A 24,571-nucleotide genomic window follows, 5' to 3' on the forward strand; every position below is an offset into this window, starting at 1 on the left:
CGCTGGCCGCACATGCGCGGTAGACTGCAGAATCCGCCTGCTTTAAACATCGCGCGCCTTCAGGCTTGCGTGACGCATACGAAATGGAACGAGCATGATCGAGTTGTGGCGGCGCTGTCTGGAGCGCCTGGAAGGCGAGCTTAGCGTCGAGGATTTGCACACGTATCTGCGGCCGCTGCAGGTCAGCGAAGACGGTGACGGATTGCATCTGCTGGCGCCAAACGCATACACGCTGGAAACGGTACGTGCCGATTTTCTGCCCCGCATTCAAACCGTATTGGCGCATTTGAAAGGTGCGCCGGTGCCGTTGCGTCTGGATGTGGGCGCTGTTTCGAGCCGGAAGGCAACGGTCAGGCCGATTTCCTTGTCGGCGGAAGCTCCGCTCAGGCATACGGCGAGCGCGCCGGAACCCAGCCTCGATCGACATTACACCTTTGATAATTTCATCGAAGGCAAGACCAACCAGCTCGGCAAGGCTGCCGCGATGCAGGTGGCGCTGAATCCAGGCCGTGCTTACAACCCGCTGTTGTTGTACGGCGGCACGGGTCTGGGTAAAACCCACCTGATGCATGCGGCGGGCAATCTGATGCGCGCCAATAATCCGGCGATGCGTGTCACGTATCTGCGATCCGAACAGTTTGTCGGCGCGATGATCGATGCGCTGCGCACCAAGAACATGGATGATTTCAAGCGCCGCTGCCGTTCGGTGGATGCGCTGCTGATCGACGATATTCAGTTTTTCGCCGGGAAAAACACCACCCAGGAGGAATTTTTCCACACCTTCAACGCGCTGTTCGAAGGCAAGCAGCAAATTATCCTGACCTGCGATCGTTATCCGAAAGAGGTTGAAAATCTCGAACCGCGCCTGAAATCACGTCTCGGATGGGGTTTGAGCGTCGCGATCGAACCACCGGATTTCGAGACCCGCGCTGCAATTTTGCTAAGCAAGGCGGCGGAAAAACATATCGATTTGCCGGAAGAGGTGGCCTTCCTTGTGGCGCGGCGCATGCGTTCGAATGTGCGCGATCTCGAAGGCGCGCTGAACACTCTGGCCGCGCGCGCGAATTTTCTCGGCAAACCGGTAACCGAAGAGTTTGCGCAGGAAACATTGCGCGACTTGCTTACAGTCCATGCGCAAGCGATTACTATCCCGAACATCCAGAAGATCGTCGGGGATTATTATCAGTTGCGGCTGAGTGATTTGTTGTCGAAGAATCGCAGCCGTTCTCTGGCGCGGCCACGACAGATGGCAATGACCTTGGCGAAAGAGTTGACCGAGCACAGTCTGCCTGAAATCGGCGATGCGTTTGGCGGGCGCGACCACACCACGGTGTTGCATGCCTGCCGCACCATACGCGAGCTGTGCAAGACGGATGGGAAGTTGCGTCAGGACTGGGATAAATTACTGCGAACCCTGACCGGCTAAGTGGCTGTGGATAAGGTGGGGATAGCTGGTTGGTGAAAAGTTATCCACAATCCACCCACAGCCGGGGCAGATAGATGTACAGCGCGAAAATCTTTCTCAAGATACTGAAAAATATAGCGAAATAGTTTATTTTTTTGTTATGCACAGGCACTACAGCTACTACTTATACCTATTATCAAGATCTTTATTAGTCACTAACCGGGAAATACTGCGCCATGCGATTCAGCATTCAACGCGAGGTTTTACTCAAGCCCCTGCAACAGGTTGTTGGCGTGGTCGAACGTCGACAAACGCTGCCTGTGCTGGCCAATCTGCTTGTCAACGTGAGTGCTGACCGCGTGTCGTTCACCGGAACCGATCTTGAGGTCGAGATGGTAGCGAGCACCGAGGCGCAGGATCTTGAATCGGGAGAAATCACGATACCAGCGCGCAAGCTGTTCGATATTTGCCGCGCGCTGCCTGACGGCTGCAAGGTCGATATCAAACAGTCTGGCGATCGTGTGACGGTCAGCGCCGGTCGAAGCAAGTTCACTTTGGCTACTCTTCCGGCCAGCGAATTTCCGGTCATCGAAAACATCGAATTGGTCGAACGCGTCACGTTGCCCGAAGCAACGCTCAAAGAGCTGATGGATCGAACCAGCTTTGCAATGGCGCAGCAGGATGTTCGTTATTACCTAAACGGTTTGCTGCTGGATTTGCGCGATAAGGTGCTGCGTTGTGTTGCCACGGACGGGCACCGTTTGGCGCTGGCGGAGACGACGCTGGATGAGAGCGTCACCACTCGCCGCCAAATCATCATCCCGCGCAAAGGTGTCCTAGAGCTGCAAGGATTGTTCGAGACGGGCGACGGCACGGTCGAGCTCGAGTTCGGACGCAATCACTTGCGCGTGCATCGCGGTGGCGTGACCTTCACTTCAAAGCTGATTGACGGCCGTTTCCCGGACTACGAGGCAGTAATCCCGATCGGTGCCGACAAGGAAGTTCGCGTCGGGCGTGAAGAGTTGCGCTCGGCGCTGCAACGCGCGGCGATCTTGTCGAATGAAAAATATCGTGGCGTGAAACTTGAAGTGAATCCGAATCGTTTGCGCATCGTCGCGCATAACCCGGAGCAGGAGGAAGCGGTCGAAGACCTTGAAGCGCGCACGGGAGTTTCTGATCTTAGCGTCGGCTTCAATGTGAATTACCTGCAGGACGCGCTTAGTGCGCTGCGCGGCGATGAGGTCCTGATTTGTTTGCGTGATGGAAATTCGAGCTGCCTGATGCGTGCGACTGACTCCGATCAGTCGCGTCATGTAGTCATGCCCCTGCGTCTCTAGTTCTCCGCTGTTTTGTTCGTTTCAACCGAAGCCCGCGTGCGCTTGTTATTTTGTGCCGCGGGCTTCGCTGTTTGCGGAGTTTGTTGTGCGTTTAGCTGAACTGCGACTCGAAAACTTCCGCGTGTTCTCGTCGCTGGACATAACGCTGAGTCCGGGAATCAATTTGTTTACTGGCGGAAACGGCGCCGGTAAAACCAGCATTCTGGAAGCGGTGCACCTGCTTTCGCATGCCCGCTCTTTCCGAAGTGCCAATCGCGATGTGCTGTTACAGGAAGGGCAGAGCCATCTGTCGGTGTTTGGTCAACTGTTGACGGGGGCAGATGTTCAACATCGACTTGGTCTTCTGCGGACCGGTGCACGTTGGCAATCACGCATAGACGGAACTCAGCCACAAAGTTTGACGGAGCTTTTACGACTTTGTGCCGTGGTTTGTTTCGAGCCCGGTTCGCACGCGCTGATTTCTGGCCCTGCTGCTGAGAGAAGATCATTTCTCGACTGGGGTTTGTTCCACGTGGAACAAGATTTCACCTTGCAGTGGCGGCGGCACCAACGCGCACTTAAACAACGCAATGCTTTGCTAAGGCAATCGCCGCGCGAGTCAGAACTGGGGCCTTGGGATATCGAACTGGCTGGCGCGGCCGTGGTTTTGGCTGATTATCGGGCGCGCTACCTCGATGCATTGCGCCCTTATCTCGTCGGTCTCGCGAGCACGTTTTTGAGTGAGCTGGGAGCTGTTCAACTGAGTTTCGATCCGGGTTGGAATGCCGATATGTCTCTGCTGGAAAGACTCCAGCAGAATTACGCTCGCGATATTGCGCGTGGATTTACCAGCGCTGGTGCGCACCGTGCTGATTGGTCTCTACGGTTTGATTTGGCATCCAAACGCGAGCATTTGTCGCGCGGCCAAGAAAAACTCTGCGCGCTGGCATGTCTGCTCGCGCAGGCGCAGCACCTCGCACATACAAAAGGCGACTGGCCGATAATCTGCCTCGACGATCTTGCTTCCGAACTTGATGCCGAGCATCAGGCGTTGGTCGTTAAATCCTTGGGGCTGGATGCACAAATCCTTATTACTGGAACCGAGACCCCTGTCGCACTGGCGCCATTGATCGTGGATGGTGCGGTACGAAGGTTCCACGTGGAACGTGGTTCGGTGACAGCGCTGTAGCAGCGAGTTCCAGCCGCAAACGCCCTGAGCGCGCGGCTGCTATAATTGCCGTCTTGACCGGCCTCGCGCTGGTCCCATGCCGCGAACCAAACCGCGGCCACGCCGGATGCCTACTGCGCATGACTGAGCATAACGATCAGAACAACCATTACGATTCGAGCAACATCAAGGTACTAAAGGGCCTGGAAGCGGTGCGCAAGCGCCCGGGCATGTACATCGGTGATACCGATGACGGCACCGGCCTGCACCACATGGTCTTCGAGGTGGTGGACAACTCCATTGATGAGGCTTTGGCGGGATACTGCGATCGTGTAATCGTGACGATCCACAGCGATACCTCGGTCAGTGTGATCGATAACGGCCGCGGCATCCCGGTCGACATGCACGAAGAAGGGCGTTCGACCGCCGAAGTGGTCATGACCGTGCTGCACGCTGGCGGCAAGTTCGACGACAACTCCTACAAGGTTTCCGGTGGTCTGCACGGTGTTGGTGTATCTGTGGTCAACGCCTTGTCGGAAGTGTTGTATCTGACGATTTACCGCGATGGGTTCGAGCATCAGCAGGAGTATCGCCTCGGCGAACCCGTCTATCCGCTCAAGGTGATCGGGCCATCTGCGCTGCGCGGCACGACCGTGCGTTTCATGCCGAGCCCGACCATTTTCACCAATATCGAATTCCACTACGACATTCTGGCGAAGCGCCTGCGCGAACTGTCGTTCCTGAATTCGGGTGTGCGTATCGAATTGCATGACGAGCGTGTCGATCGGCACGACATCTTCGAATACGAGGGCGGCATTCGCTCGTTCGTACAGCATTTGGCACATCTGAAGACGCCGTTGCATCCCACCGTGATCAACTTCAGCTCGCATCAGAGCAACATCACTGTCGATCTGGCGATGCAATGGACCGATGCGTATCAAGAAAACTGCTTCTGCTTCACCAACAACATTCCACAGAAAGACGGCGGCACCCACTTGGCCGGTTTCCGTGCGGCATTGACGCGCACGCTGAGTAACTATATCGAGGCCAGTGGCCTGCAGCGTACCGCCAAGGTCACGCTCGCCGGCGACGATATGCGCGAGGGTTTGATCGCAGTATTGTCGGTGAAGGTGCCGGATCCGAAATTCTCGTCACAGACCAAAGACAAGCTGGTTTCCTCGGAAGTGAAGGGCGTGGTCGAGTCTGCGATCAACCAGAAGCTCGAAGAATTCTTGCTGGAAAATCCGGCGGAAGCGCGCGCCATTGCGGCCAAAGTGGTCGATGCCGCGCGTGCCCGCGAGGCGGCGCGCAAGGCGCGTGAGCTGACGCGGCGCAAGAGCGCGCTGGATATCGCCGGTCTGCCGGGCAAGCTCGCTGATTGTCAGGAAAAAGATCCGGCGCTCAGTGAATTGTTCCTGGTCGAGGGTGATTCTGCGGGTGGCTCAGCCAAGCAGGGGCGTAATCGCAAAACCCAGGCGGTATTACCGCTGAAGGGAAAAATCCTCAACGTCGAGAAGGCGCGATTCGACAAGATGCTGTCATCGCCGGAAGTCGGCACCTTGATCACCGCGCTCGGTTGCGGTATCGGCAAGGAAGAGTTCAATCCGGACAAGCTGCGTTACCACCGCATCATCATCATGACCGATGCGGACGTCGATGGATCGCACATCCGCACCTTGTTGCTGACGTTCTTCTATCGGCAGATGCCGGTATTGATCGATCGTGGGTATATTTATATCGGCCTGCCGCCGCTGTACAAACTCAAGCAGGGCAAGCAGGAAATGTATCTCAAGGACGATGCGGCGCTGAACGCGTATCTGATCAGCAACGCGGTTGAGAATTCCGAGTTGAAATACAGCCCCGACGCGCCGCCATTGCGTGGCGAAGTTCTGGAAAAACTGCTGCAGGATTATCAACTTGCGAGCGATCAAATCGGTCGGTTGAGCCTACGTTTCGACAGCGCAATCTTGACCGCGATGCTGGATATGGCGCCGTTGCCGAGCGAGAGCTGGCAACAAGCCGACAGCGCAACCGCTTGGCTGGAAGGCTTGGCTCGCAAGGTCAACGCGAGCGGGTTGGGGCGCGCGTTCTATCAACTCAGCGTACGTGCCGCCACGGCGGAGCATCCGGCCGCGCTGGAAATCAAGCGCGAGCATCATGGTCTCGCCACCACGCAAATCCTGCCGGCAAACTTTTTCACGAGTCCGGAATTCAAACCCATCGCTGATCTGGCCGCGCAGCTCGCCGACCTGATCCAGCCGGGTGCCGAGATTCGCCGCGGCAATAATAGCCGCGCCATCGCCAACTTTGCGCAAGCACAGTCATGGCTGATGGACGAGGCGAAAAAGGGTCGCACCATCCAGCGCTTCAAGGGACTGGGCGAAATGAATCCGGAACAGTTGTGGGAAACCACAGTGAATCCGGAAACGCGTCGATTGCTGCAAGTCACCATCGAAGACGCGGTTGCGGCGGATCAGATCTTCTCGACCCTGATGGGTGATGTGGTCGAGCCGCGGCGGGCTTTCATCGAGAAGAATGCGCTGCGAGTCAGCAATCTCGACATCTAGCAGATTGTCGGCAATGTTGACGGCTAGCCACCAGAAAATTTGGTAAAGCATTGTTTTAACGCACTTTATCCGTGATATGGCGGGCGCGAACATTTTTTGACGCGGTCTGATTAACGCGCCCATTCCGCTTGCAACAAATATACTTTGATTAAAAGTATATTTGTTAGCATCGCTGAAATTGCGGCGCATGCCCTTGGAATTATCTCGCCAGGGCGCTACTCTCGGCACATCAAGTAATGCCGCGTCATGGCAACCAGAATTGTTACGTTTGGGAGAATTACTCATCATGCAAACGCAAAAATTGTCGCTCAAAAAATGGTGTACCGCAGTGGCCTTCGGACTCGCCATCACCAGCATCGGATTTATCCCGGTCTATGCGGCGAGCTATGCCAGCCCTGACGGATCGTCGTCAAAGAAAAAAGACGAGAAAAACGAATACCCGAACGCGACCCGCCGCGATCCGAAAAACGATCTGTCCGAGAAAGGCAGCAAGGATCTGAACAAGGCGTTTGATCTGCTCGACAAGAACCAGTTCGACGCAGCGCAGGAACTGCTTGCCAAGGTGGCGTCCGACTCGCACTCCGGCAAATACGGGCAGGCCAAGGCCTTGCAGGGCGAAGCGCAGATCAAGCAGGAAAAAGACGACTACGACGGCGCGATCCAGCTGATTCAGCAGGCGATCGCGATCGATGCGCTACCCAACCGCGAACAATTTGCGGCGATGTACCAGATCGCGCAGTTGCAAATGCAGCAGGAAAAATACCAGGACGCACTGACGTCGCTGGATGCCTGGCAAAAAGCCACGTTGACCGAAAAAGCCGAAGTGTATGCACTGCGTGGCAACTCCTACTATCGTCTCGAAAAATATCCGGAAGCGATCGAAGCACTGAACAAGGCGATTTCGCTCGCACCGGACAAGCCGAACGATTCGTGGACCGAAATTCTCATGGCGAGTTATTTCGAGACCAAGCAATTCGACGAGGCCGGCAAGATTGCGCAAGCGCAACTGGCGAAAGATCCAAACAACCTGAAACTGATCCAGCGCCTCGCCGCCGTTTACATCAATGCGAAGCAGGATCAAAAAGCGCTGGATCTGCTCGCTGCTGCCAAGACCAAGGGCCTGATCACCACCGAGGACGACTACAAGCATCTGGCGCAGCTCTACGCCAATGCCGACAAACCCAAGGACGGTGCTCCGGTGCTGGAAGAGGGGCTCAGCAAAGGCATCGTCAAGCCGACCTACGACAATTACAAGCTGCTCGGCGACATGTACGCCCAGAGTGAGGATGATACCCACGCTCTGGCTGCGTATGCCAAAGCCTCGCCGCTCGCCAAAGACGGCAACGTCGATTACCAGCGCGGTTATATCCTGTTCTACTCGGATCACAGCAAGGAAGCCAAGGAGGCGTTCTCGCAGGCCATCAGCAAGGGTGGTTTGCGCCAGCAAGGCGAGGCCTATCTGCTGCGCGGTGATGCCGAGAATGACCTGGGTGAGAGTGCTGCGGCGATTGCCGACTACGAAAAAGCGACGGGATTTCCGAGCTCCAAGCCGATGGCTGACCAACGCCTGAAAGCATTGCGTGGCGGCGTCAAGATTCAGAAAAAGAAAAAGTGATCTGAAACGTTCTGCAGTTTTGCGTGCTACCTGAGTAACAAAAACCGGGCTTTTACACGGTGTTCGAGATTATTTTCCGCGAACACCTTGTCTAGCGCGTTAAAGGTAGTGTACCGTCCACGGCTCCGCCGAAAGGCCATGACGTATTTGGATGTCTAAACATCCACAACGTTATGCATGCGTCGCGGGCTTCTTAAACAATCTAGCGTTGGTTCAAGTTGATGGCGTCAGACCCTACCCAATCTGGTAACGAGCGATTTAGCTGGGCCCGTACAACGGCCCTGACGGTCGCTTTTGCGTTACACACCTTTGCATTCATCATGATGATTGCTCCGTTGGCCCCGCCCAAGGCGAAGGACAAGGAAAGCGAGCACATTGTGACGGTGGAATTCATTGAGCCGCCGCCACCGCCACCGCCGCCGCCGCCGCCGCCACCGGAGCCGCCGAAAAAGCCGCCACCGAAAATCGTCGAAAAAATCAAACCGCCACCGACGCCTCCACCGACGCCACCGCCACCAGTGGTGCAAACGGAAGCGACGCCGATGTCAGTGGCTGCACCGCCACCGGCACCACCGGCGCCGCCGCCGCCGCCATCGGATATCGCGGCGAGCGAGAATGTGAGCTATCGTAAGATGCGTCCGCCGAAGTATCCGCCTGCCGCGGTGCGTCAGCACATGGAAGGCAAATGCCTACTCAAGGTGCTGGTGGGCCCGGACGGTAGTCCACAAGAAGTGACAGTAGAAAAATCGAGTGGTCATCGTGAGCTCGATCAGGCAGCTATCGCCGCAGTGAAAACCTGGATGTTCAATCCGGGCTCGTCAGGTGGCAAGCCAAGTGCCAGTTACGCGTTGGTCCCAATCAATTTCAGCCTCTCAGAGTAGGTACGTATATGCAACAAGATGCAGCTTCGAATCCCGCCGTTCAGCCCGGCACCGTTCCACATGCAGCTGGCGCCTTGGGTGGCAATGATGCCCAGGCCCTGTCGCAGATGGGTTTTGACCACCTGATCCACAACTTCGATCCGCTTGGACTCGTGGTATTCGTGGTACTGGTGATCATGTCGGTACTGTCGATCTATTTCATCGTTGCCAACTTCCTGCGCAACCTGATGATCCGTGCCCGCGCCGACAAGGTTCGCAGTACGTTCTGGGAGACCGGTTCCACCCAGGACGCAGTGAACTTCCTAGAACAGCAGCCGAAGGCCGAGCCGTTCTCGAAGATCGCTCTGGATTGCGCACTCGCCGCTGCTCATCACCAGCGCAACGAAGGCAGCCGTCTGGTCGAGGCCCTGAATCGCAGTGAGTTCATTGATCGTGCGCTGCGCCAGGCAGTCGCTCGTGAGAGTGCTCGCCTCGAAGGCGGTCTGTCGGTACTGGCGACCGTGGGTTCGACCGCACCGTTCGTTGGTCTGCTCGGCACGGTCTGGGGCATTTACCACGCACTGCTGAAAATCGGCGCTTCCGGTCAGGCATCGATCGACGCAGTCGCCGGTCCGGTTGGTGAAGCATTGATCATGACCGCGGTCGGTCTGGGCGTCGCGATTCCCGCCGTGCTTGGTTACAACTTCTTTGTTCGTGCGAATCGCGTCACGCTGTCGCAGTTCGACGAGTTCGCGCATGACCTGCACGATTTCTACGCTACCGGTTCACGCGTAGACACCGCTGCAGTGGTTGTTCCGACGAGGAAATAAGTCATGGCATTCAGTTCTGGCGGTGGCAGCGGCCCAATGGCCGATATGAACGTCACGCCCTTGGTGGACGTGATGTTGGTGCTGTTGATCATTTTCATGATCACGGCACCGGTCATGACGCACAAGATCAGTATTGATCTGCCGCAGCCTTCGCCAAATGTTATTGAACCGCCGAAGCCGATCGACCCGATCAATCTGATGATCCGCGAGACCGGTGGTATGGAATGGAATAACAATCCGATCACGTTGCCGGAGTTGCAGGCGCAGCTCGCTGTGCTCGGCGTCAAGGCAGAAGCCGATCAGCCGGAACTGCGTATCAAGGCTGCCGACACTACCGAATACGACAAGATCGCCTCCGTGATGGGTGAAGCCAAGCGTGTCGGTGTGAAGAAAATCGGCTTCGAGAAGTAAGGAACAAAACAATGGCTTTCAGTAGTGGTGGTAGCGGCGGTGTCATGGCGGAAATCAACGTCACGCCGCTCGTGGACGTGATGCTGGTGTTGTTGATCATTTTCATGATTACGGCGCCGCTGGCCGCGCACAAGATTCGTGTCGATCTGCCGAAAGCGGATCCGGGCATCGAGTCGGGCGTGAAAATCCCGCCGATCGATCTCGCCGTCAACAAGAACGGTGAGTTGTTTCTGGATGATGGTCCGGTTACCGATGCGCAGTTCAAGGCGCGCATGGCCGTATTTGCGCAGCAGTTGCCGCAGCCGGAGCTGGAGATTCGCGCGGAAAAAACCACGCAATACTCGACCATCTGGTCGATCATGTCGACGGCAAAAGCTGCCGGCATGGTGCATGTGGGATTTGTCACTACCGGCAAGGCTGCCGAGTAGGGATTCCGGCGTATTCGTAAAATCTGCGGTCAGCATCAGTTGCTGACCGTTAGTCTGGGAATATTCCGGCGGATTCAGGCAACGCCCTGCGATCCGCAATATTCAGACTGCTCTGTCAATCGCGCAAAATCTGCAGATAAGCCTGCACGGTTGCCGCCAGCCCCGCATACAGCGCCTCGCCAATCAGCGCGTGGCCGATTGATACTTCATCGAGAAACGGGATCGCCTGCTTTAGTGTGAGTAGATTGTTCTGGTTCAAATCGTGGCCGGCGTTGATACCCAATCCAGCGTCATGTGCATCGTTCGCCGTCACGACACAAGCCGCCAATGCCGCCGCATGATCGCCCAGCGCAAACGCCTGCGCATAAGGCCCGGTATAAATCTCGATTCGTTCGGCGCCGAGGTCGGCGACACGCGCAATATCCGGCGATCCCGCATCCATGAACAGACTGACCCGACAGCCATAACTCTGCAGCTCCGCAATCAGCGGTCGCAAACGCTCTCCATCACGACGCAGATCAAAACCGTGATCGGAAGTCAGCTGAGCATCGCCATCTGGCACCAGCGTACATTGCGTCGGCCGTGTGGCACGAACCAACGCCAGCAGGCCCGGATAGGTGCCTTGCGCTGGCGCGAACGGATTGCCTTCGATATTGAGCTCGGTGCCGGCCAACAATGGCAATAAGGCAAAAACATCCTCGGCACGAATGTGTCGCTGATCGGGACGCGGATGCACGGTAATGCCGGCGCAGCCTGCAGCGATACACGCGCGCGCGGCTGTGGCTACATCCGGTTCGTTGCCGCCGCGGGAATTGCGCAGCACGGCAATCTTGTTGATATTGACGCTTAACGAGGTCATGCGCGGTCCGACGAAAGAATGAATCGCTGGCTCGGAAAAAAGAGCCGTACGATCCTGCGATTATAACGTCGCTATGGCTGTTGGCAGCTAATTCTCGGCACGCGATTCACACTTTGAAAGTTGCCTTTCTAATTACAAGTCTCAGCATTTTGCTTCCACATCACCGGCTCCCAATAGGCCTTCGGATCGGTACGTTTGTCCGGGATCAGGCGCGCCGCGATCAGATAAGTAGTATTGGCCGCGACATCGACGCTCAGCTTTTGATAACGGCGATTCGAGGTGCGTGCGATATCGTTGAACGGTAAGTAGCGACTCTCGATCGCCTCGGCAACTTCCACGGAATGCTGGCCAGCCGGAACCTGAAACGCATCCTGACCTTGCGGCCCCGGCAGTTTGCCGTCAATGCTGATGATCACGGCGCGGTGCAGGTTCTGCTGGCGCGGGGCGACATCGAATTGGCTGATGCGGCCGCAGCCGCCAGTTGCTTCGGTCGCGCCACCGGCGCTCGCCGTCAACAGCGCCGCGGCACCAAGTTGCAGGCGCATCGCCGGCAGATACAAGGCATGCACGGGCGCATTCAGCGCGAGCGATTTGCCATCGCGCCGCACGGCCAGTTGCAACGGCTCGCCGTCCTTGAGTTGATCCACAGAATTTTTGAGCACACCGGGCGCAAGTGGCCGTTGTTCAGCATCGACACCCAGATTCTGCAGTGAACGCGAATTGACCGCAGTAACCAGGTCGCCGGTGCGCACACCCATGCGTTCGGCACTGCCGCCCGGCGTGATACCAAGCACATGCACGCCGTCGGCCGTGGCTTTGCTCGAATCGATTAGCAGGCCAAGATTATTGCTGCGTTGGGCGGGTTCGCTTACATCCAGCGCAAGCCGTTCGGGCGAGTTGCCCAAGGCGCCCGCTTCAGCCAGCCGCAGCAAAGTGCGGTGCATCTCTTCGTGCAAGGCGCGTTCGGCATTCGGCGGCGCTTGCGCCGAAATCGCGTTCAATGCTGGCGCATCTGTCGCAGCGGTATCCGTTGTGGCGAAAGCCACACCGCTCTGGCATATCGCCAAAACAAGTGTGGTACGCAATAACAGTCGATTTGTCTTCATCACCGTATCTCCATCAATTCGGATCGATCAGATCCGGGTCACCACTTGCTGCTGACTACGAACAGTCAGCAGCGTATTCAGCAGCGCGTAACGGCGCTGCCACAACGACATGAGTTCTGCATTGCCGGCCGCATGGTCGTAAGCAGCCTGCAAACAGTGATCGAGCGCCTCCAGATCGGCCTGCTCAGGCAGCAGCGACGCGGCCTGACCCATCTGTGCGTTATCCAGATCCTGCAAGCGCAATTCGAGTTGTTGCGCCATCGACTTCCAGTCGACCGACTGTGCAGCGTTCGGCGTGCGATCAATGAAGCGCGGCAGCAGTACCATCGCGATCAGTAAACACGCCGCCGCGGCCAGACTTGCGAACCAGCGTCGGCGCCGGCGTTGTTGCAATTGCAGTGCGTGCGCGGCGACGATGCGCGGCCACAGCGCCGCAGGCGGATCGACGTCCGCACCACTGAGCAACTTGCGCAGTCGCGGGCTCGAAGTAACGAGTTGAGTAGTCGAATCAGACATGGTCGGCGCTCGAGGTTGGTGCGGCGGCATCCACCAGCGCGTTCAAGCGTTGCAGGCTGCGTGCAAGCAGGGATTTGGAATAGCTTTCCGTCTGGCCGAACAAACTCGCCATTTCCTTGTGGGTATAACCTTCGAGTTCGTGCAAAACCAGCACGGCGCGCGCGCGTGGGCTGAGTTGTCGCAGCAAAACCTGGACATCGATCGCCTGTTCCGCGCCCGGCTCGATGGCGGCTTGTTGCGCCAGAATAGCTTCGGCATCGACACCATCAAGGCGCCGTTCACGGCGCAGAAAATCGATGCTCGCGTTCACCGTCAAACGTTTCAGCCACGCGCCAAAAGGGGCCTCGCCACGAAAGCTGCGCAGCATGCTCATGAGTTTGAGAAACACTTCTTGCACGATATCCTCCGCGGTTGCCGCGTTGCCGAGCAAGCGCAGCGCCAAGTTGTAACAAGCACGTCCATACAAACGATAAATGTCGGCAAACGCCGCCATGTCGCCGCGCAAGGCACGCGCCAGAATTTCCAGGTCGAGAATCTGGGCGAAGCCAGTGTTTGAACTCATTGCATCGCTCTGATCGGTCTTGCCACTCAGACGCAGCGCAGCGGCTCAGCGTCGCAAACTGGTGCGTGATTGCCGCCGCTGGCGCTGGTGCGAAAACCGAGAACCTGGCGATCGGCACCGTGCCACGCGAGTGCACCGACATAACCCGGCGCAGGTTGCAACGCCACGACATGCCAATCGGTGACGTCGCCGCCGTCGTCAGTAATCGCGTGCAAATGGGTCGGCGTGCCGAGCGGATCGAGGGCGAATTCCAAGCGATGCAAACCAAACGCGATGCCACGGCCCAAGGCCTTGAGCACGGCTTCCTTGCAGGTCCACAACCGTAGAAACGCCCATTGCTGCTGGGCTTCGGGCAATGCCGCAAGTGCCGCGAATTCACTCGCGCAAAAAAACCGTTGCGCCAGCGCGAGCACCGAACGACGGCGTCCGCTGTGTTCGAGATCGACACCGATCGATTGGCCCTGCGCGAGTGCAACCAGCGCGTGATCGCCGCTGTGGGAAAGATTGAAATCCATGTCGTGTGCAGGATCGAAGAATGGTTTGCCATGTGCGGTGCGATCGAGCGCAACATCCGCCAGGTGCGGATAGTGGATCAGCACCGGCGCCAGCAAAACACGCGCCGTCGCATTCGGATCGTCTGATCGTGGCGATGCCTTGGGCACATGATCGCCAACCCAGACATGGATGGTCTGACCGTCGATAGCTGGCGCGCGCTCAACAATACGAAACGCGGTGGAGTCGAGTACTAACATGCCGTCATGCTTGCGGCTGGCGCGGCGATGGTCAAGTCGAATCCGCAATTGGTGGTCGACCACGCACCAAAGTCGTGGCGGCACCAAGCGCGTGGAGCGATACAATGTTTCGCATGAGCGCTCTGGAAGGAAAATACCGTTGATCGCTGGCTGGGCCTTGCTGCTGGTTTCCGTCTGTTACGTCGGGCTGCTGTTCGGGCTGGCGTATTACGGCGACAAATATCCGCTATATCCGTCGCGACGCTGGTTGCGGCCGATCGTCTACAGCCTTGCGCTGGCGGTGTATTGCTCGTCGTGGACGTTCTACGGCGCAGTCGGCAGCGCGATCAATGGTGGGCTGGCGTATCTGCCGATCTACCTGGGGCCGCTACTGCTGTTCGTCTTCGGTATCGGCCTGATGCGCAAACTCGTGCTGGTCGGCAAGCAGCAGAACATTACCTCGATTGCGGACTTCATCGCCTCACGCTACGGCAAGTCGCACGGCCTTGCGGCACTGGTCACCTTGATCGCGATCACCGCCGCGGTGCCGTATCTGGCGCTGCAATTCAAGGCCGTGGCGATGAGCATTAGCGTACTAAGCGAAGGCTCGTTGCAGATGGCGCGCGTGCCGATATTCCGCGACAGCGCGTTCTACATCGCATTGTTGCTGGCGGCTTTTGCGATCCTGTTCGGCACACGCCGGATCGATGCGACCGAACATCACCATGGCATGATGCTGGCGATCGCGGCCGAATCCGTGGTCAAGCTCGTCGCGTTCGTCGCGGTTGGCATTTACGCGCTCAGCAGCAGCGGTATCAGCGCGGCGATCGCGTTGCCCTTGGCCGAACTGCAAACACGCGGCCTGCCGTCGGGATTTTTTGCGCAGACCTTGCTCGCGTTCGCCGCCACATTTTGCCTGACGCGGCAATTCCAGGTCGGCGTGGTCGAATGCGAAAATCCGGAGGATCTGCGTCACGCGCGCTGGATCTTTCCTGCCTATCTGTTGCTGGTGAGTCTGTTTGTTTTGCCGATCGTCGCCGCCGGCACCCAAGCCGCGCGCGGTGCTGCGATGCCGGCCGATGTGTCGGTGCTCTGGCTGCCGCTGGCGCAAGGCAAATTGTGGCTGGCGGTACTCGCTTACGTCGGCGGATTTTCCGCCGCTACCGGCATGGTGATTGTCGCCAGCGTGGCGCTGTCGACGATGGTCAGCAACGATCTGATCATGCCCGCGCTGCTGCGTGTGCGCGCATTCCGCCTGGAGCATCGCGCCGATCTGAGCGGCGTCGTGCTCGCAGTACGGCGCATCACTATCTTCATGCTCGCGCTGCTCGCGTATGCGTATTACCGCGCCAGTACGCGCGATCAGAATCTCGCCTCGATCGGCTTGTTGTCGTTCGCGGCGGTCGCGCAATTCGCGCCGGCGATCATCGGCGGACTGTACTGGCGTGGCGCGAGTCGTATCGGCGCGTTGTCCGGTCTGCTCGCCGGTTTTGCGGTCTGGATCTATACCTTGTTGTTGCCGAATCTTTCCGGTGCGGGCTGGTTGCCGCTTGACTGGATCAGCGCCGGGCCGTTTGGTATCAACTGGCTGCGGCCGCATGCGCTGTTTCAATTGCAGGGCTGGGATCCGCTTACGCACGGCACATTCTGGTCGCTGCTGGCGAATATCGGGGCTTACATTTTTGTCTCGTTGCGGTTTCGCCCGACCGTGCAGGAACGTCTGCATGCGGCGCCATTCCTCGAACCCGAGCAGCATCGTCCGCTAGCCAGCGTCAGCGAATGGCCGGGCCGCGTGCGGGTCGAAGATTTGCGTGCGATCGCGAGCCGCATCGTCGGTGAACGCAGCGTTGCGCGTGCGTTCGACGAGTACCGCGAACTCAGCGGACAGAGCATCAATCTGCACGCGACCGCCGATCGAAATCTGTTGCAGTTCACCGAACGTCTGCTCGCGGGCGCGATCGGCGCGGCGTCGGCGCGACGCATGCTGACCAGTGCGCTGCGCGGCAGCGGCATGGATCTGTCCGAAGCCGTCGCGTTGCTCGACGAAGCTTCGCAGGAGCTGCGCTTCAATCGTGCGTTGCTGTCATCGACTCTGGAAAACATCGCGCAAGGCATCAGCGTGGTCGACGCTGAAATGCGCCTGGTCGCGTGGAACCGGCGCTATCTCGAAATGTTCGGTTATCCCGATGGCATGGTGCATATCGGTCGCTCGGTGGCGGATCTGATCCGCTACAACGCCGAGCGCGGCGAGTGCGGACCGGGCGATATCGAGCGTCACGTGATCAAGCGCATCGATTACATGCGCCAGGGATCGCCGTATGTTTTCGAGCGCGTACGCACCGACGGCAGCATCATCGAGATGCGCGGCCGACCGTTGCCGGCGGGCGGATTTGTCACCACCTACACTGACATCACCGCGTACAAACATGCCGAAACAGGATTGCGCGAAGCCAACGAAAATCTTGAGCAGCGCGTCGACCAGCGCACCCAGGAACTCTCCGCCGCACTCGGCGCGCAACACGAGGCGATGCAGCAGGCGCAAGCTGCAAACCAATCGAAGACGCGCTTTCTAGCCGCCGCGAGCCACGATCTTTTGCAACCGCTGAACGCGGCGCGCTTGTTCACTTCGGCGCTGCGCCATCAGCCCGGGCTGGATGCAGAATCGAGCACCCTGGCGCAACGTATCGACACCGCGTTCAAAGCCGCCGAGGATTTGATCGAGTCGTTGCTCGAAGCTTCGCGCCTCGATGCCGGCGGTTACCAGCCCGAGATCAGCGTGGTCGCGCTCGGTGAATTGTTCGGCTCGATCAAGGATCAATTCGCGGTAGTGGCGAATGCACGCGGCCTGCATCTGCGTGTGGTGCCGACGCGCTTGCATGTGCGCAGCGATGCGCAGTTGCTGCGTCGGATTGTGCAGAATTTCGTCTCGAACGCGTTGCGCTACACGCGCGAAGGCACGGTGTTGCTCGGCGCGCGACGCGACGGCGACAACGTACGCATCGAAGTGTGGGATACCGGCCCCGGCGTCGCGCCGGAACAGCGCGCTGCGATCTTCGATGAATTCCAGCGTGGCAAACAAGCATCACCGTGGGGCGAAAAAGGTCTCGGCCTTGGTCTCGCCATTTGCGAACGCATGGCGCGCCTGCTCGGCCACACGCTGGATCTGCGTTCGTGGCCCGAGCGTGGCAGTGTTTTCAGCCTGCGTTTGCCGCTGGCGCCGTTCAACGCGGCCAGCGTGAGCCACGTGCGCAAACGCCCGGAAACCACCGGCTTCGGCCTCACCGCGCACGTCTTGTGCATCGACAACGATCACACCATTCTTGAAGGCATGGCGGCATTGCTCACACGCTGGGGCATCAGTTGCGACCTCGCCACGAATGTCGACGAGGCGCTTGCCGCTGCGACCTTGCGCCGCCCCGACATGATCCTCGCCGATTACCATCTCGATGAAAACGGCACCGGTCTCGATGCACTCGCGGTAATCCGCACGCATCTGGCCGCACCGCCGCCCGGCGCATTGATCACCGCCGACAACAGCACCGAACTGAAATCCCGTGCGCGCGAATTGGGATACGCGTTGTTGCGCAAACCGGTGAAACCCGCGGCGTTGCGCGCGTTGATCGCGCAGCTTGGACGACATGCGCGGACGCAACAGGTCGCGGTCGGCTAGCGCAACAATCGTAGCCGTGTCGGAGTCTGCCGACTCAATCCGCGAGCAGCATGTCTTCGCCTTCGGGGATCGGTGCGGCACGACCGTCGAAGGTCAGCTTGCCGATCAGCAACACTACCTGGGTGCGATTGCTGACACCGAGTTTGCGCATGATCGCGGTCATATGCGCTTTGACCGTGGCCTCGGAAACTTGCAGCTCGAACGCGATCTGCTTGTTCAACAGACCTTCGCTGAGCATGCCGAGCACGCGAAATTGTTGCGGCGTGAGTTCGGCGACCCGCGCGGCAATCGCCGCTTCGTCGGGTTTCAATGCCGCGTCGCTCGGCGTGAGGTTTTGCGGCAACCAGACATCACCGTCGAGGATCGCGCGCACCGCGCTGACGATGCCTTCGACCGGCGCCGATTTCGGAATGTAACCCGAGGCGCCGTGTGCCACCGCGCGCTGGATCACCGCGCTTTCCTCATGCGCCGAAACAACGACGATCGGCAGCCCGGGATGTTGTCCGCGGATATGCGCGAGTGCGGAAAACCCACGCGCACCCGGCATGTGCAGATCGAGCAGCAGCAGATCCGCATCGGCGTGCGCTTCGATCAGTGTGAGCAAACTCGGTACCGTATCCGCTTCGAGCAATACCGCATCGGGCAGCGCCTGCTTGACCGCGCGCTTAAGGGCGTCGCGGAACAGCGGATGATCATCGGCGATCAGGATCTCACGCATGACTTGAACGGCTGTGCCAGGTGAATTGCATTGCTTGCCTGCGAAACGCGTAGTGAAAATTTTCTGGATTTATCACCGGATCATGCGCTCGTCGACCAGACTCGCGACCACACCCGGATCGGCCAAGGTCGAAATATCGCCGAGTTGATCCGGCTGATTTTCCGCGATCTTGCGCAGGATGCGACGCATGATTTTGCCCGAGCGCGTTTTCGGCAAACCCGGTGCCCACTGCAGATAATCTGGTGTCGCGATCGGGCCGATTTCCTTGCGCACCCAGTCACGTAATTCCTTGCGCAATTCTTCGGTTGGCTCGATGCCCGTTTTCAACGTGACATACGCATAGATGCCCTGACCCTTGATATCGTGTGGGCAACCGACCACGGCCGCTTCAGCGACTTTCGGATGGGCGACGAGCGCGCTTTCGACTTCGGCCGTGCCGAGGCGATGCCCGGAAACGTTGATCACGTCATCGACGCGACCGGTGATCCAGTAATAACCGTCTTCGTCGCGGCGCGCGCCATCGCCCGTGAAATAGGTGCCGGGATAGGTCTTGAAATAGGTATCGATGAAACGCTGATGATCGCCATACACCGTGCGCATCTGGCCGGGCCAGGAATCGGTGATCACGAGGTTGCCTTCAGCCGCACCTTCGAGTTGTGTGCCGTTGACATCGACGATCGCGGGTTTGATACCGAAGAAAGGTTTGGTCGCCGAACCGGGTTTTTGCGCGATCGCACCGGCCAGCGGCGTGATCAGGATGCCGCCGGTTTCGGTCTGCCACCAGGTATCAACGATCGGACAACGCTCATCACCCACCACGCGGTGATACCACTCCCACGCTTCAGGATTGATCGGCTCACCGACCGTACCGAGTAGCCGTAAAGACGTCCGTTTGGTTTTCTTCACCGGCGCTTCGCCGTCGCGCATCAACGCGCGGATCGCGGTCGGCGCGGTGTAGAACAAGGTCACCTGGTGCTTGTCCACGACCTGCCAGAAACGGCTTACGTCAGGATAATTCGGTACGCCTTCGAACATCAGCGAGGTCGCGCCGTTCGCCAGCGGCCCGTACACCATGTAGCTGTGGCCGGTGACCCAGCCGACATCGGCAGTACACCAGTAGACATCGTTTTCCTGCAGATCGAATACGCATTCGTGGGTGTAACTCGCATACACCAAATAACCGCCGGTGGTATGCAAGACGCCTTTCGGCTTGCCGGTCGAGCCGGAGGTGTAGAGGATGAACAGCGGATCTTCGGCGTTCATCGGCTCCGGCGGGCACTCGGTGCTTTGCGCTGCCATCAGCGAGTGATACCAGCGATCGCGCGGCGCCTGCATCGCCACTGGTGAGCCGGTGCGGCGCACCACGATCACGGTCTCGACGGTATTGGTGCCGGGACGTTGCAAGGCTTCGTCGACGTTGATCTTGAGCGGCACTTTTTTGCCGCCGCGCAAACCTTCGTCGGCGGTGATGATCAGTTTCGAGGTGCAATCGACGATGCGCCCGGCCAGCGAATCCGGCGAGAATCCGCCGAACACGATCGAATGCACCGCGCCGATGCGTGCGCAAGCCAGCATCGCCACGGCGGCTTCGGGAATCATCGGCAGATAAATCGTGATGCGATCGCCTTTCTGCACGCCGAGGTTCTTCAGCATGTTGGCGCATTTGCAAACCTCGGCATGCAGCTCGCGATAACTGATGCGACGCGATTCGTTCGGATCGTCGCCTTCCCAGATGATCGCGATCTTGTCGCCGTGTTTTTCCAGATGTCGATCGAGGCAATTGGTCGCGACATTCAGCTCGCCGTCGGCGTACCAGTTGATGTGCAGATCGCTCGCGTCAAACGAGGTGTCCTGGACCTGTGTATACGGCTTGCTCCACTCGAGACGCTTGCCGATGCGACCCCAGAATTCATCCGGATCGGTTACCGACTCATCGTACAAACTCGCGTAATCGGCGGCCTTGATATTCGCCTGCGCGGCGAACTCGGCGGAAACGGGATACAGCTTGGACACGATCTTGCTCCTGAAATATTACTGTCACGCAGTGTCGCATGGTCTACCTGCACACTAGCGCGAGTTGGCGGCATACCAATACGACTTTAGTCGAAAAAGCAGCGGGTTTCGACCAATGGCCAATAGTGCCAACGCGATACGCAGCGCAGTCTCTGAACCTCGTTTCATAAACTGCCGCGCTCGTCGGCTTGCACGCCAGAAGCTGCAGGAAAGGCGACACAAAAAACACAGCAAGTCGATAGCAGAGCTGCGTCAGACACACATCAATCGGGGAGAACAGGCATGGCAAACTCAAGTACGCAGAGCGGCGGCGCACTTACCACTGGACACAAGCGCGTCATTTTCGCGTCCAGTCTCGGCACCGTTTTCGAGTGGTACGACTTCTATCTTTATGGATCGCTCGCCGCAATTATCGCGAAGCAGTTTTTCTCCGGTCTGAATCCGACCAGCGCATATATTTTTGCGCTGCTCGCGTTCGCTGCGGGTTTTGCAGTGCGCCCGTTTGGTGCGTTGTTGTTCGGTCGCTTCGGCGACATGATCGGGCGCAAATACACCTTCCTCGTCACGATCGTGATCATGGGTTCATCGACTTTCCTCGTCGGTTGTTTGCCGAATTACGCCAGCATCGGTGTCGCCGCGCCGATCATCCTGATCGCGCTGCGGCTGTTGCAAGGTCTGGCGCTCGGCGGTGAATACGGTGGTGCGGCAACCTATGTCGCGGAGCATGCGCCGCCCGGCAAACGTGGCCTCTACACCAGCTGGATTCAAACCACGGCAACACTGGGATTGTTCCTGTCGCTGGTGGTGATTCTGATTTTTCGCCTGAGCATGGGTGCGGCATTTGACGATTGGGGCTGGCGCATTCCGTTCCTGCTTTCCTCGCTGTTGCTGATGGTGTCGGTGTATATCCGCATGCAATTGCAGGAGTCGCCGCTGTTCCAGCAGATGAAGGCCGAAGGCAAATCCTCGAAGGCACCGTTGACCGAATCATTCGCGCGCTGGGGCAATGGCAAGATCGTGCTACTGGCATTGTTCGGTGCGACCGCTGGCCAAGCTGTCGTCTGGTACGCCGGCCAGTTCTATGCGTTGTTCTTCCTCACCCAGACGTTGAAGATTGATAGCACCACGGCCTATTTGCTGATCGCCGGCTCGCTCGCGATTGCCACGCCGTTCTTTGTGTTCTTCGGCTGGTGGTCGGACAAGATTGGTCGCAAGCCAATCGTGATGGCTGGCTGTCTGATTGCGGCACTGACCTTTTTCCCGATCTTCAAAGCGCTCACCCATTACGGCAATCCGGCCATCGAACAGGCCCAGGCAGCCAATCCGGTCAGTGTCGTGGCCGACCCGGCGACCTGCAGCTTCCAGTTTGATCCGATCGGTAAAACGGTGTTTTTGAGCTCGTGCGATATCGCCAAAGCTAAACTTGCCAAAGCCGGTGTGCCGTATGACAACACGGTCGCTCCTGCGGGCAGTGTCGCCACGGTCAAGATAGGCCCGAATACGGTGAGTGCATTCGAAGGTGCGACACTCGACCCGATCGCGCTCAAGGCCGCGCAAGACGGGTTTGCCAAGCAAATGGATGACGGCCTGAAAGCCGCAGGTTATCCGGCGAAAGCCGATCCGACCCAGATCAACATCGGCATGGTGTTGCTGTTGCTGACGATCCTCGTGATCTACGTGACGATGGTCTACGGACCGATCGCGGCATGGCTGGTCGAGTTGTTCCCGACGCGAATCCGCTATACCTCGATGAGTCTGCCGTACCACATCGGCAACGGCTGGTTCGGCGGATTCCTGCCGACGACCGCGTTCGCCCTCGTCGCGCTGACCGGCAATATCTACTCCGGTTTGTGGTATCCGGTGATCGTGGCGAGTGCCACCTTCGTCATCGGCTGCCTGTTTCTGCGCGAAACCAAGGACGTGGATATCTCGAAGTAACGGTTGGTATTTCCCGCGCCGCTGCTCCCCGGCGGCGCCACGATCGGTGCCGATGTCTGGCACCGATCACTTTTCGGGGAATAAAAAACGCCGCATTACGCGGCGTTTTTTTTGACCTGAAACTTTGCGATGGAGCAATTGAAATCAGGCGCGCTTGATCAGACCGATCAGGAACAACAAGATGATCGCACCGACCGCGGCAAAAATGATTTCGCCGAGAATGCCCGACAGGCCTAGGTTCAAACCGAGGCGCGGCAATAGCCATCCGGCGAGAAACGCACCGACGATGCCGACCACGATATTGCCGACCAGGCCAAAACCGTGACCTTTCACGACCTGACCAGCCAGCCAGCCGGCAATCGCACCGATTAACAAGAAAATGATGAGAGCTTCAACAGTCATGCGGATATCCCCAAAAGACTCGATCGGATGATCGCGCTGGCATTCTGCACCGAGTGGGTGATCCTCGCCTAGCGAAAGTTTTTGATCCGCGTGCGGCGGACGCGCCTACGGTTGCGCATGCGAGTCGGGAGTTTTTTCCGCGCTGGCGGTCGCCGCTTGCGCCGCCTTGATCTGCGCGGCGCGCGCCTGCAGGGTGGCCGCGCGGATCGATGCGACTTCCCGATCCGCGAGCAGCGTGGCATCGGTGCGTGAATTGGCGCCCATGCGACTATCCAGCACCTGCAGGATCGTGCCGATCACGCCGATTGTCGCGAGCACGAGTCCGATCGCCAGCAGACCCGGCGAGCGCGTGGAAAACGCAATCGCAAATCCGGCAATTAAGGCAGCAATAAAAAACCAGCGCATGATGACCGATCCAGGTTGGGCGATACGACAATAGTCTAAACGGTTTTGTGATACTCGCTGACGCGTTCCACTTCGTTCTTCGAGCCGAGAATCACGGCAATGCGTTCATGCAGCGCGGCCGGCTGCACATCGAGAATGCGCTGATGCCCGGTGCTCGCCGCGCCGCCGGCTTGTTCGACGATAAAACTCATCGGATTGGCTTCGTATAGCAGCCGCAATTTGCCGGGTTTGGAGCTATCGCGGGTATCGCGCGGATACAGGAAGATGCCACCGCGCGTGAGAACGCGATGCACATCCGCAACCATCGAGGCGACCCAACGCATATTGAAATCGCGTGCGCGCGGCCCAGTTGTGCCGGCCACGAGCTCGCCGATATAGCGCTGCACCGGCGCTTCCCAATGGCGCTGGTTCGACATGTTGATGGCGAACTCGCTGGTCTCTTCCGGGATGCGCAGATTCTGTTGCGACAGAATAAAACTGCCCATCTCGCGATCCAGCGTAAACACGTGCACGCCATCGCCGAGCGTCAGCACCAGCAGCGTGTTCGGCCCATACACCGCATAACCGGCGGCGACCTGTTTCGCGCCGGGCTGCAAAAACGCCTGCGCATCGGGCTCGCTCACACCATCCGGGCAGCGCAGCACCGAGAAGATCGTGCCGACCGAAATGTTCACGTCGATGTTCGACGAACCATCCAGCGGATCGAATACGAGCAGATATTCGCCCTTCGGATAACGATGCGGAATCGGGTGTGGATCGTCCATTTCTTCGGACGCGAGTGCCGCCAGATGACCGCCCCATTCATTGGCTTCGAGCAGGATTTCGTTCGATAACACGTCGAGTTTTTTCTGTACCTCGCCCTGCACGTTCTCGCTGCCCGCGCTGCCGAGTGCGCCACCGAGCGAACCCTTGCCGATCGCGATACTGATCGACTTGCATGCGCGCGAGACGACTTCGATCAGCAGGCGCAGATCGGCATTGATCAGGCCCTTGGCGCGTTGTTCCTCAAGCAGAAAACGAGTGAGCGAAACGGGTTGCATGGATGACTCCG

General features: G+C 58.5%; 21 protein-coding genes. 11 read left to right on the forward strand and 10 right to left on the reverse strand.

The features are described from left to right. The first annotated feature begins 94 nt into the window (after positions 1-94). The 9 genes from dnaA (at position 95) to ELE36_RS00155 (ending at position 10,600) form a co-directional block, all read left to right on the forward strand. Entirely contained in the window at positions 95-1,426 is a 1,332-nt protein-coding gene (gene dnaA / locus ELE36_RS00115; RefSeq protein WP_129831157.1) for a chromosomal replication initiator protein DnaA, read from the forward strand. A 215-nt stretch (positions 1,427-1,641) separates the two neighbouring features. Next, entirely contained in the window at positions 1,642-2,742 is a 1,101-nt protein-coding gene (dnaN, locus tag ELE36_RS00120) for a DNA polymerase III subunit beta (RefSeq protein WP_129831158.1), read from the forward strand. An 85-nt stretch (positions 2,743-2,827) separates the two neighbouring features. Further along, positions 2,828-3,910, forward strand: coding sequence for a DNA replication/repair protein RecF (gene recF / locus ELE36_RS00125; RefSeq protein WP_129831159.1), 1,083 nt, complete (start codon positions 2,828-2,830; stop codon positions 3,908-3,910). A 119-nt stretch (positions 3,911-4,029) separates the two neighbouring features. After that, positions 4,030-6,456, forward strand: a complete 2,427-nt coding sequence (gene gyrB / locus ELE36_RS00130) for a DNA topoisomerase (ATP-hydrolyzing) subunit B (protein WP_129831160.1) — start codon at positions 4,030-4,032, stop codon at positions 6,454-6,456. Between the two features lie 286 nt (positions 6,457-6,742). Next, entirely contained in the window at positions 6,743-8,071 is a 1,329-nt protein-coding gene (locus tag ELE36_RS00135) for a tetratricopeptide repeat protein (RefSeq protein WP_165371399.1), read from the forward strand. A gap of 320 nt (positions 8,072-8,391) precedes the next feature. Beyond that, positions 8,392-8,952, forward strand: a complete 561-nt coding sequence (locus ELE36_RS00140; RefSeq protein ID WP_340642622.1) for an energy transducer TonB — start codon at positions 8,392-8,394, stop codon at positions 8,950-8,952. 74 nt (positions 8,953-9,026) lie between these two features. After that, positions 9,027-9,761, forward strand: a complete 735-nt coding sequence (locus tag ELE36_RS00145) for a MotA/TolQ/ExbB proton channel family protein (RefSeq protein ID WP_129831163.1) — start codon at positions 9,027-9,029, stop codon at positions 9,759-9,761. 3 nt (positions 9,762-9,764) lie between these two features. After that, positions 9,765-10,172: an ExbD/TolR family protein gene (locus tag ELE36_RS00150; protein WP_129831164.1), complete on the forward strand. Its 408-nt coding sequence runs from the start codon at positions 9,765-9,767 to the stop codon at positions 10,170-10,172. 11 nt (positions 10,173-10,183) lie between these two features. Next, complete coding sequence (locus ELE36_RS00155) at positions 10,184-10,600, forward strand: ExbD/TolR family protein (RefSeq protein ID WP_129831165.1); 417 nt, start codon at positions 10,184-10,186, stop codon at positions 10,598-10,600. A gap of 115 nt (positions 10,601-10,715) precedes the next feature. Here the strand turns inward: ELE36_RS00155 and ELE36_RS00160 are convergent, their stop codons facing one another. The 5 genes from ELE36_RS00160 to ELE36_RS00180 form a co-directional block, all read right to left on the reverse strand. Next, complete coding sequence (locus ELE36_RS00160) at positions 10,716-11,459, reverse strand: pyridoxine 5'-phosphate synthase (RefSeq protein ID WP_129831166.1); 744 nt, start codon at positions 11,457-11,459, stop codon at positions 10,716-10,718. Between the two features lie 128 nt (positions 11,460-11,587). Beyond that, positions 11,588-12,565 (reverse strand): PDZ domain-containing protein, encoded by a 978-nt coding sequence (locus ELE36_RS00165; RefSeq protein ID WP_129831167.1) that lies wholly within the window; start codon positions 12,563-12,565, stop codon positions 11,588-11,590. Between the two features lie 27 nt (positions 12,566-12,592). After that, the gene (locus tag ELE36_RS00170) at positions 12,593-13,081 is read right to left on the reverse strand and encodes a hypothetical protein (RefSeq protein WP_129831168.1); all 489 of its coding nucleotides are present in this window, start codon (positions 13,079-13,081) and stop codon (positions 12,593-12,595) included. Then, a complete protein-coding gene (locus ELE36_RS00175) occupies positions 13,074-13,643 on the reverse strand; it encodes an RNA polymerase sigma factor (RefSeq protein WP_129831169.1) in 570 nt (189 codons plus the stop codon). Before ELE36_RS00175 ends, ELE36_RS00170 begins: the two co-directional genes overlap by 8 nt. A 26-nt stretch (positions 13,644-13,669) precedes the next feature. Then, a complete protein-coding gene (locus ELE36_RS00180) occupies positions 13,670-14,395 on the reverse strand; it encodes a 4'-phosphopantetheinyl transferase family protein (RefSeq protein ID WP_129831170.1) in 726 nt (241 codons plus the stop codon). Positions 14,396-14,534: 139 nt separating this feature from the next. Between ELE36_RS00180 and ELE36_RS00185 the strand changes: the two genes are divergently transcribed. Continuing rightward, positions 14,535-18,044, forward strand: a complete 3,510-nt coding sequence (locus tag ELE36_RS00185; RefSeq protein WP_165371400.1) for a hybrid sensor histidine kinase/response regulator — start codon at positions 14,535-14,537, stop codon at positions 18,042-18,044. A gap of 34 nt (positions 18,045-18,078) precedes the next feature. Here the strand turns inward: ELE36_RS00185 and ELE36_RS00190 are convergent, their stop codons facing one another. Both ELE36_RS00190 and acs read right to left on the reverse strand, forming a co-directional pair. Next, positions 18,079-18,762, reverse strand: a complete 684-nt coding sequence (locus tag ELE36_RS00190; RefSeq protein ID WP_129831172.1) for a response regulator transcription factor — start codon at positions 18,760-18,762, stop codon at positions 18,079-18,081. Between the two features lie 72 nt (positions 18,763-18,834). Next, on the reverse strand, positions 18,835-20,775 hold the full coding sequence (acs, locus tag ELE36_RS00195; protein WP_129831173.1) for an acetate--CoA ligase: 1,941 nt from the start codon (positions 20,773-20,775) through the stop codon (positions 18,835-18,837). A 282-nt stretch (positions 20,776-21,057) separates the two neighbouring features. On the opposite strand from acs, the gene ELE36_RS00200 reads away from it, so the two are divergent. Next, a complete protein-coding gene (locus tag ELE36_RS00200; RefSeq protein ID WP_129831174.1) occupies positions 21,058-22,713 on the forward strand; it encodes an MFS transporter in 1,656 nt (551 codons plus the stop codon). Between the two features lie 144 nt (positions 22,714-22,857). Here the strand turns inward: ELE36_RS00200 and ELE36_RS00205 are convergent, their stop codons facing one another. From ELE36_RS00205 to ELE36_RS00215, 3 genes are all read right to left on the reverse strand, one after another. Further along, positions 22,858-23,115: a GlsB/YeaQ/YmgE family stress response membrane protein gene (locus tag ELE36_RS00205; protein ID WP_129831175.1), complete on the reverse strand. Its 258-nt coding sequence runs from the start codon at positions 23,113-23,115 to the stop codon at positions 22,858-22,860. Between the two features lie 105 nt (positions 23,116-23,220). Beyond that, positions 23,221-23,520: a hypothetical protein gene (locus ELE36_RS00210; protein WP_129831176.1), complete on the reverse strand. Its 300-nt coding sequence runs from the start codon at positions 23,518-23,520 to the stop codon at positions 23,221-23,223. A 35-nt stretch (positions 23,521-23,555) separates the two neighbouring features. Then, on the reverse strand, positions 23,556-24,560 hold the full coding sequence (locus tag ELE36_RS00215) for a class 1 fructose-bisphosphatase (RefSeq protein ID WP_129831177.1): 1,005 nt from the start codon (positions 24,558-24,560) through the stop codon (positions 23,556-23,558). Between the last annotated feature and the right edge of the window lie 11 nt (positions 24,561-24,571).

Origin of the sequence: Pseudolysobacter antarcticus, assembly GCF_004168365.1 — a bacterium.
Lineage (GTDB): Bacteria > Pseudomonadota > Gammaproteobacteria > Xanthomonadales > Rhodanobacteraceae > Pseudolysobacter > Pseudolysobacter antarcticus.

What these genes read in the sequence shown, in the direction of transcription:
- dnaA (WP_129831157.1), top strand. Translation starts at nt 95, where the DNA reads ATGATCGAGTTGTGGCGGCGCTGTCTGGAGCGCCTGGAAGGCGAGCTT.
- dnaN (WP_129831158.1), top strand. Translation starts at nt 1,642, where the DNA reads ATGCGATTCAGCATTCAACGCGAGGTTTTACTCAAGCCCCTGCAACAG.
- gyrB (WP_129831160.1), top strand. Translation starts at nt 4,030, where the DNA reads ATGACTGAGCATAACGATCAGAACAACCATTACGATTCGAGCAACATC.
- ELE36_RS00135 (WP_165371399.1), top strand. Translation starts at nt 6,743, where the DNA reads ATGCAAACGCAAAAATTGTCGCTCAAAAAATGGTGTACCGCAGTGGCC.
- ELE36_RS00140 (WP_340642622.1), top strand. Translation starts at nt 8,392, where the DNA reads ATGATGATTGCTCCGTTGGCCCCGCCCAAGGCGAAGGACAAGGAAAGC.
- ELE36_RS00150 (WP_129831164.1), top strand. Translation starts at nt 9,765, where the DNA reads ATGGCATTCAGTTCTGGCGGTGGCAGCGGCCCAATGGCCGATATGAAC.
- ELE36_RS00155 (WP_129831165.1), top strand. Translation starts at nt 10,184, where the DNA reads ATGGCTTTCAGTAGTGGTGGTAGCGGCGGTGTCATGGCGGAAATCAAC.
- ELE36_RS00160 (WP_129831166.1), bottom strand. Translation starts at nt 11,459, where the DNA reads ATGACCTCGTTAAGCGTCAATATCAACAAGATTGCCGTGCTGCGCAAT.
- ELE36_RS00165 (WP_129831167.1), bottom strand. Translation starts at nt 12,565, where the DNA reads ATGAAGACAAATCGACTGTTATTGCGTACCACACTTGTTTTGGCGATA.
- ELE36_RS00170 (WP_129831168.1), bottom strand. Translation starts at nt 13,081, where the DNA reads ATGTCTGATTCGACTACTCAACTCGTTACTTCGAGCCCGCGACTGCGC.
- ELE36_RS00175 (WP_129831169.1), bottom strand. Translation starts at nt 13,643, where the DNA reads ATGAGTTCAAACACTGGCTTCGCCCAGATTCTCGACCTGGAAATTCTG.
- ELE36_RS00180 (WP_129831170.1), bottom strand. Translation starts at nt 14,395, where the DNA reads ATGTTAGTACTCGACTCCACCGCGTTTCGTATTGTTGAGCGCGCGCCA.
- ELE36_RS00190 (WP_129831172.1), bottom strand. Translation starts at nt 18,762, where the DNA reads ATGCGTGAGATCCTGATCGCCGATGATCATCCGCTGTTCCGCGACGCC.
- ELE36_RS00200 (WP_129831174.1), top strand. Translation starts at nt 21,058, where the DNA reads ATGGCAAACTCAAGTACGCAGAGCGGCGGCGCACTTACCACTGGACAC.
- ELE36_RS00205 (WP_129831175.1), bottom strand. Translation starts at nt 23,115, where the DNA reads ATGACTGTTGAAGCTCTCATCATTTTCTTGTTAATCGGTGCGATTGCC.
- ELE36_RS00210 (WP_129831176.1), bottom strand. Translation starts at nt 23,520, where the DNA reads ATGCGCTGGTTTTTTATTGCTGCCTTAATTGCCGGATTTGCGATTGCG.
- ELE36_RS00215 (WP_129831177.1), bottom strand. Translation starts at nt 24,560, where the DNA reads ATGCAACCCGTTTCGCTCACTCGTTTTCTGCTTGAGGAACAACGCGCC.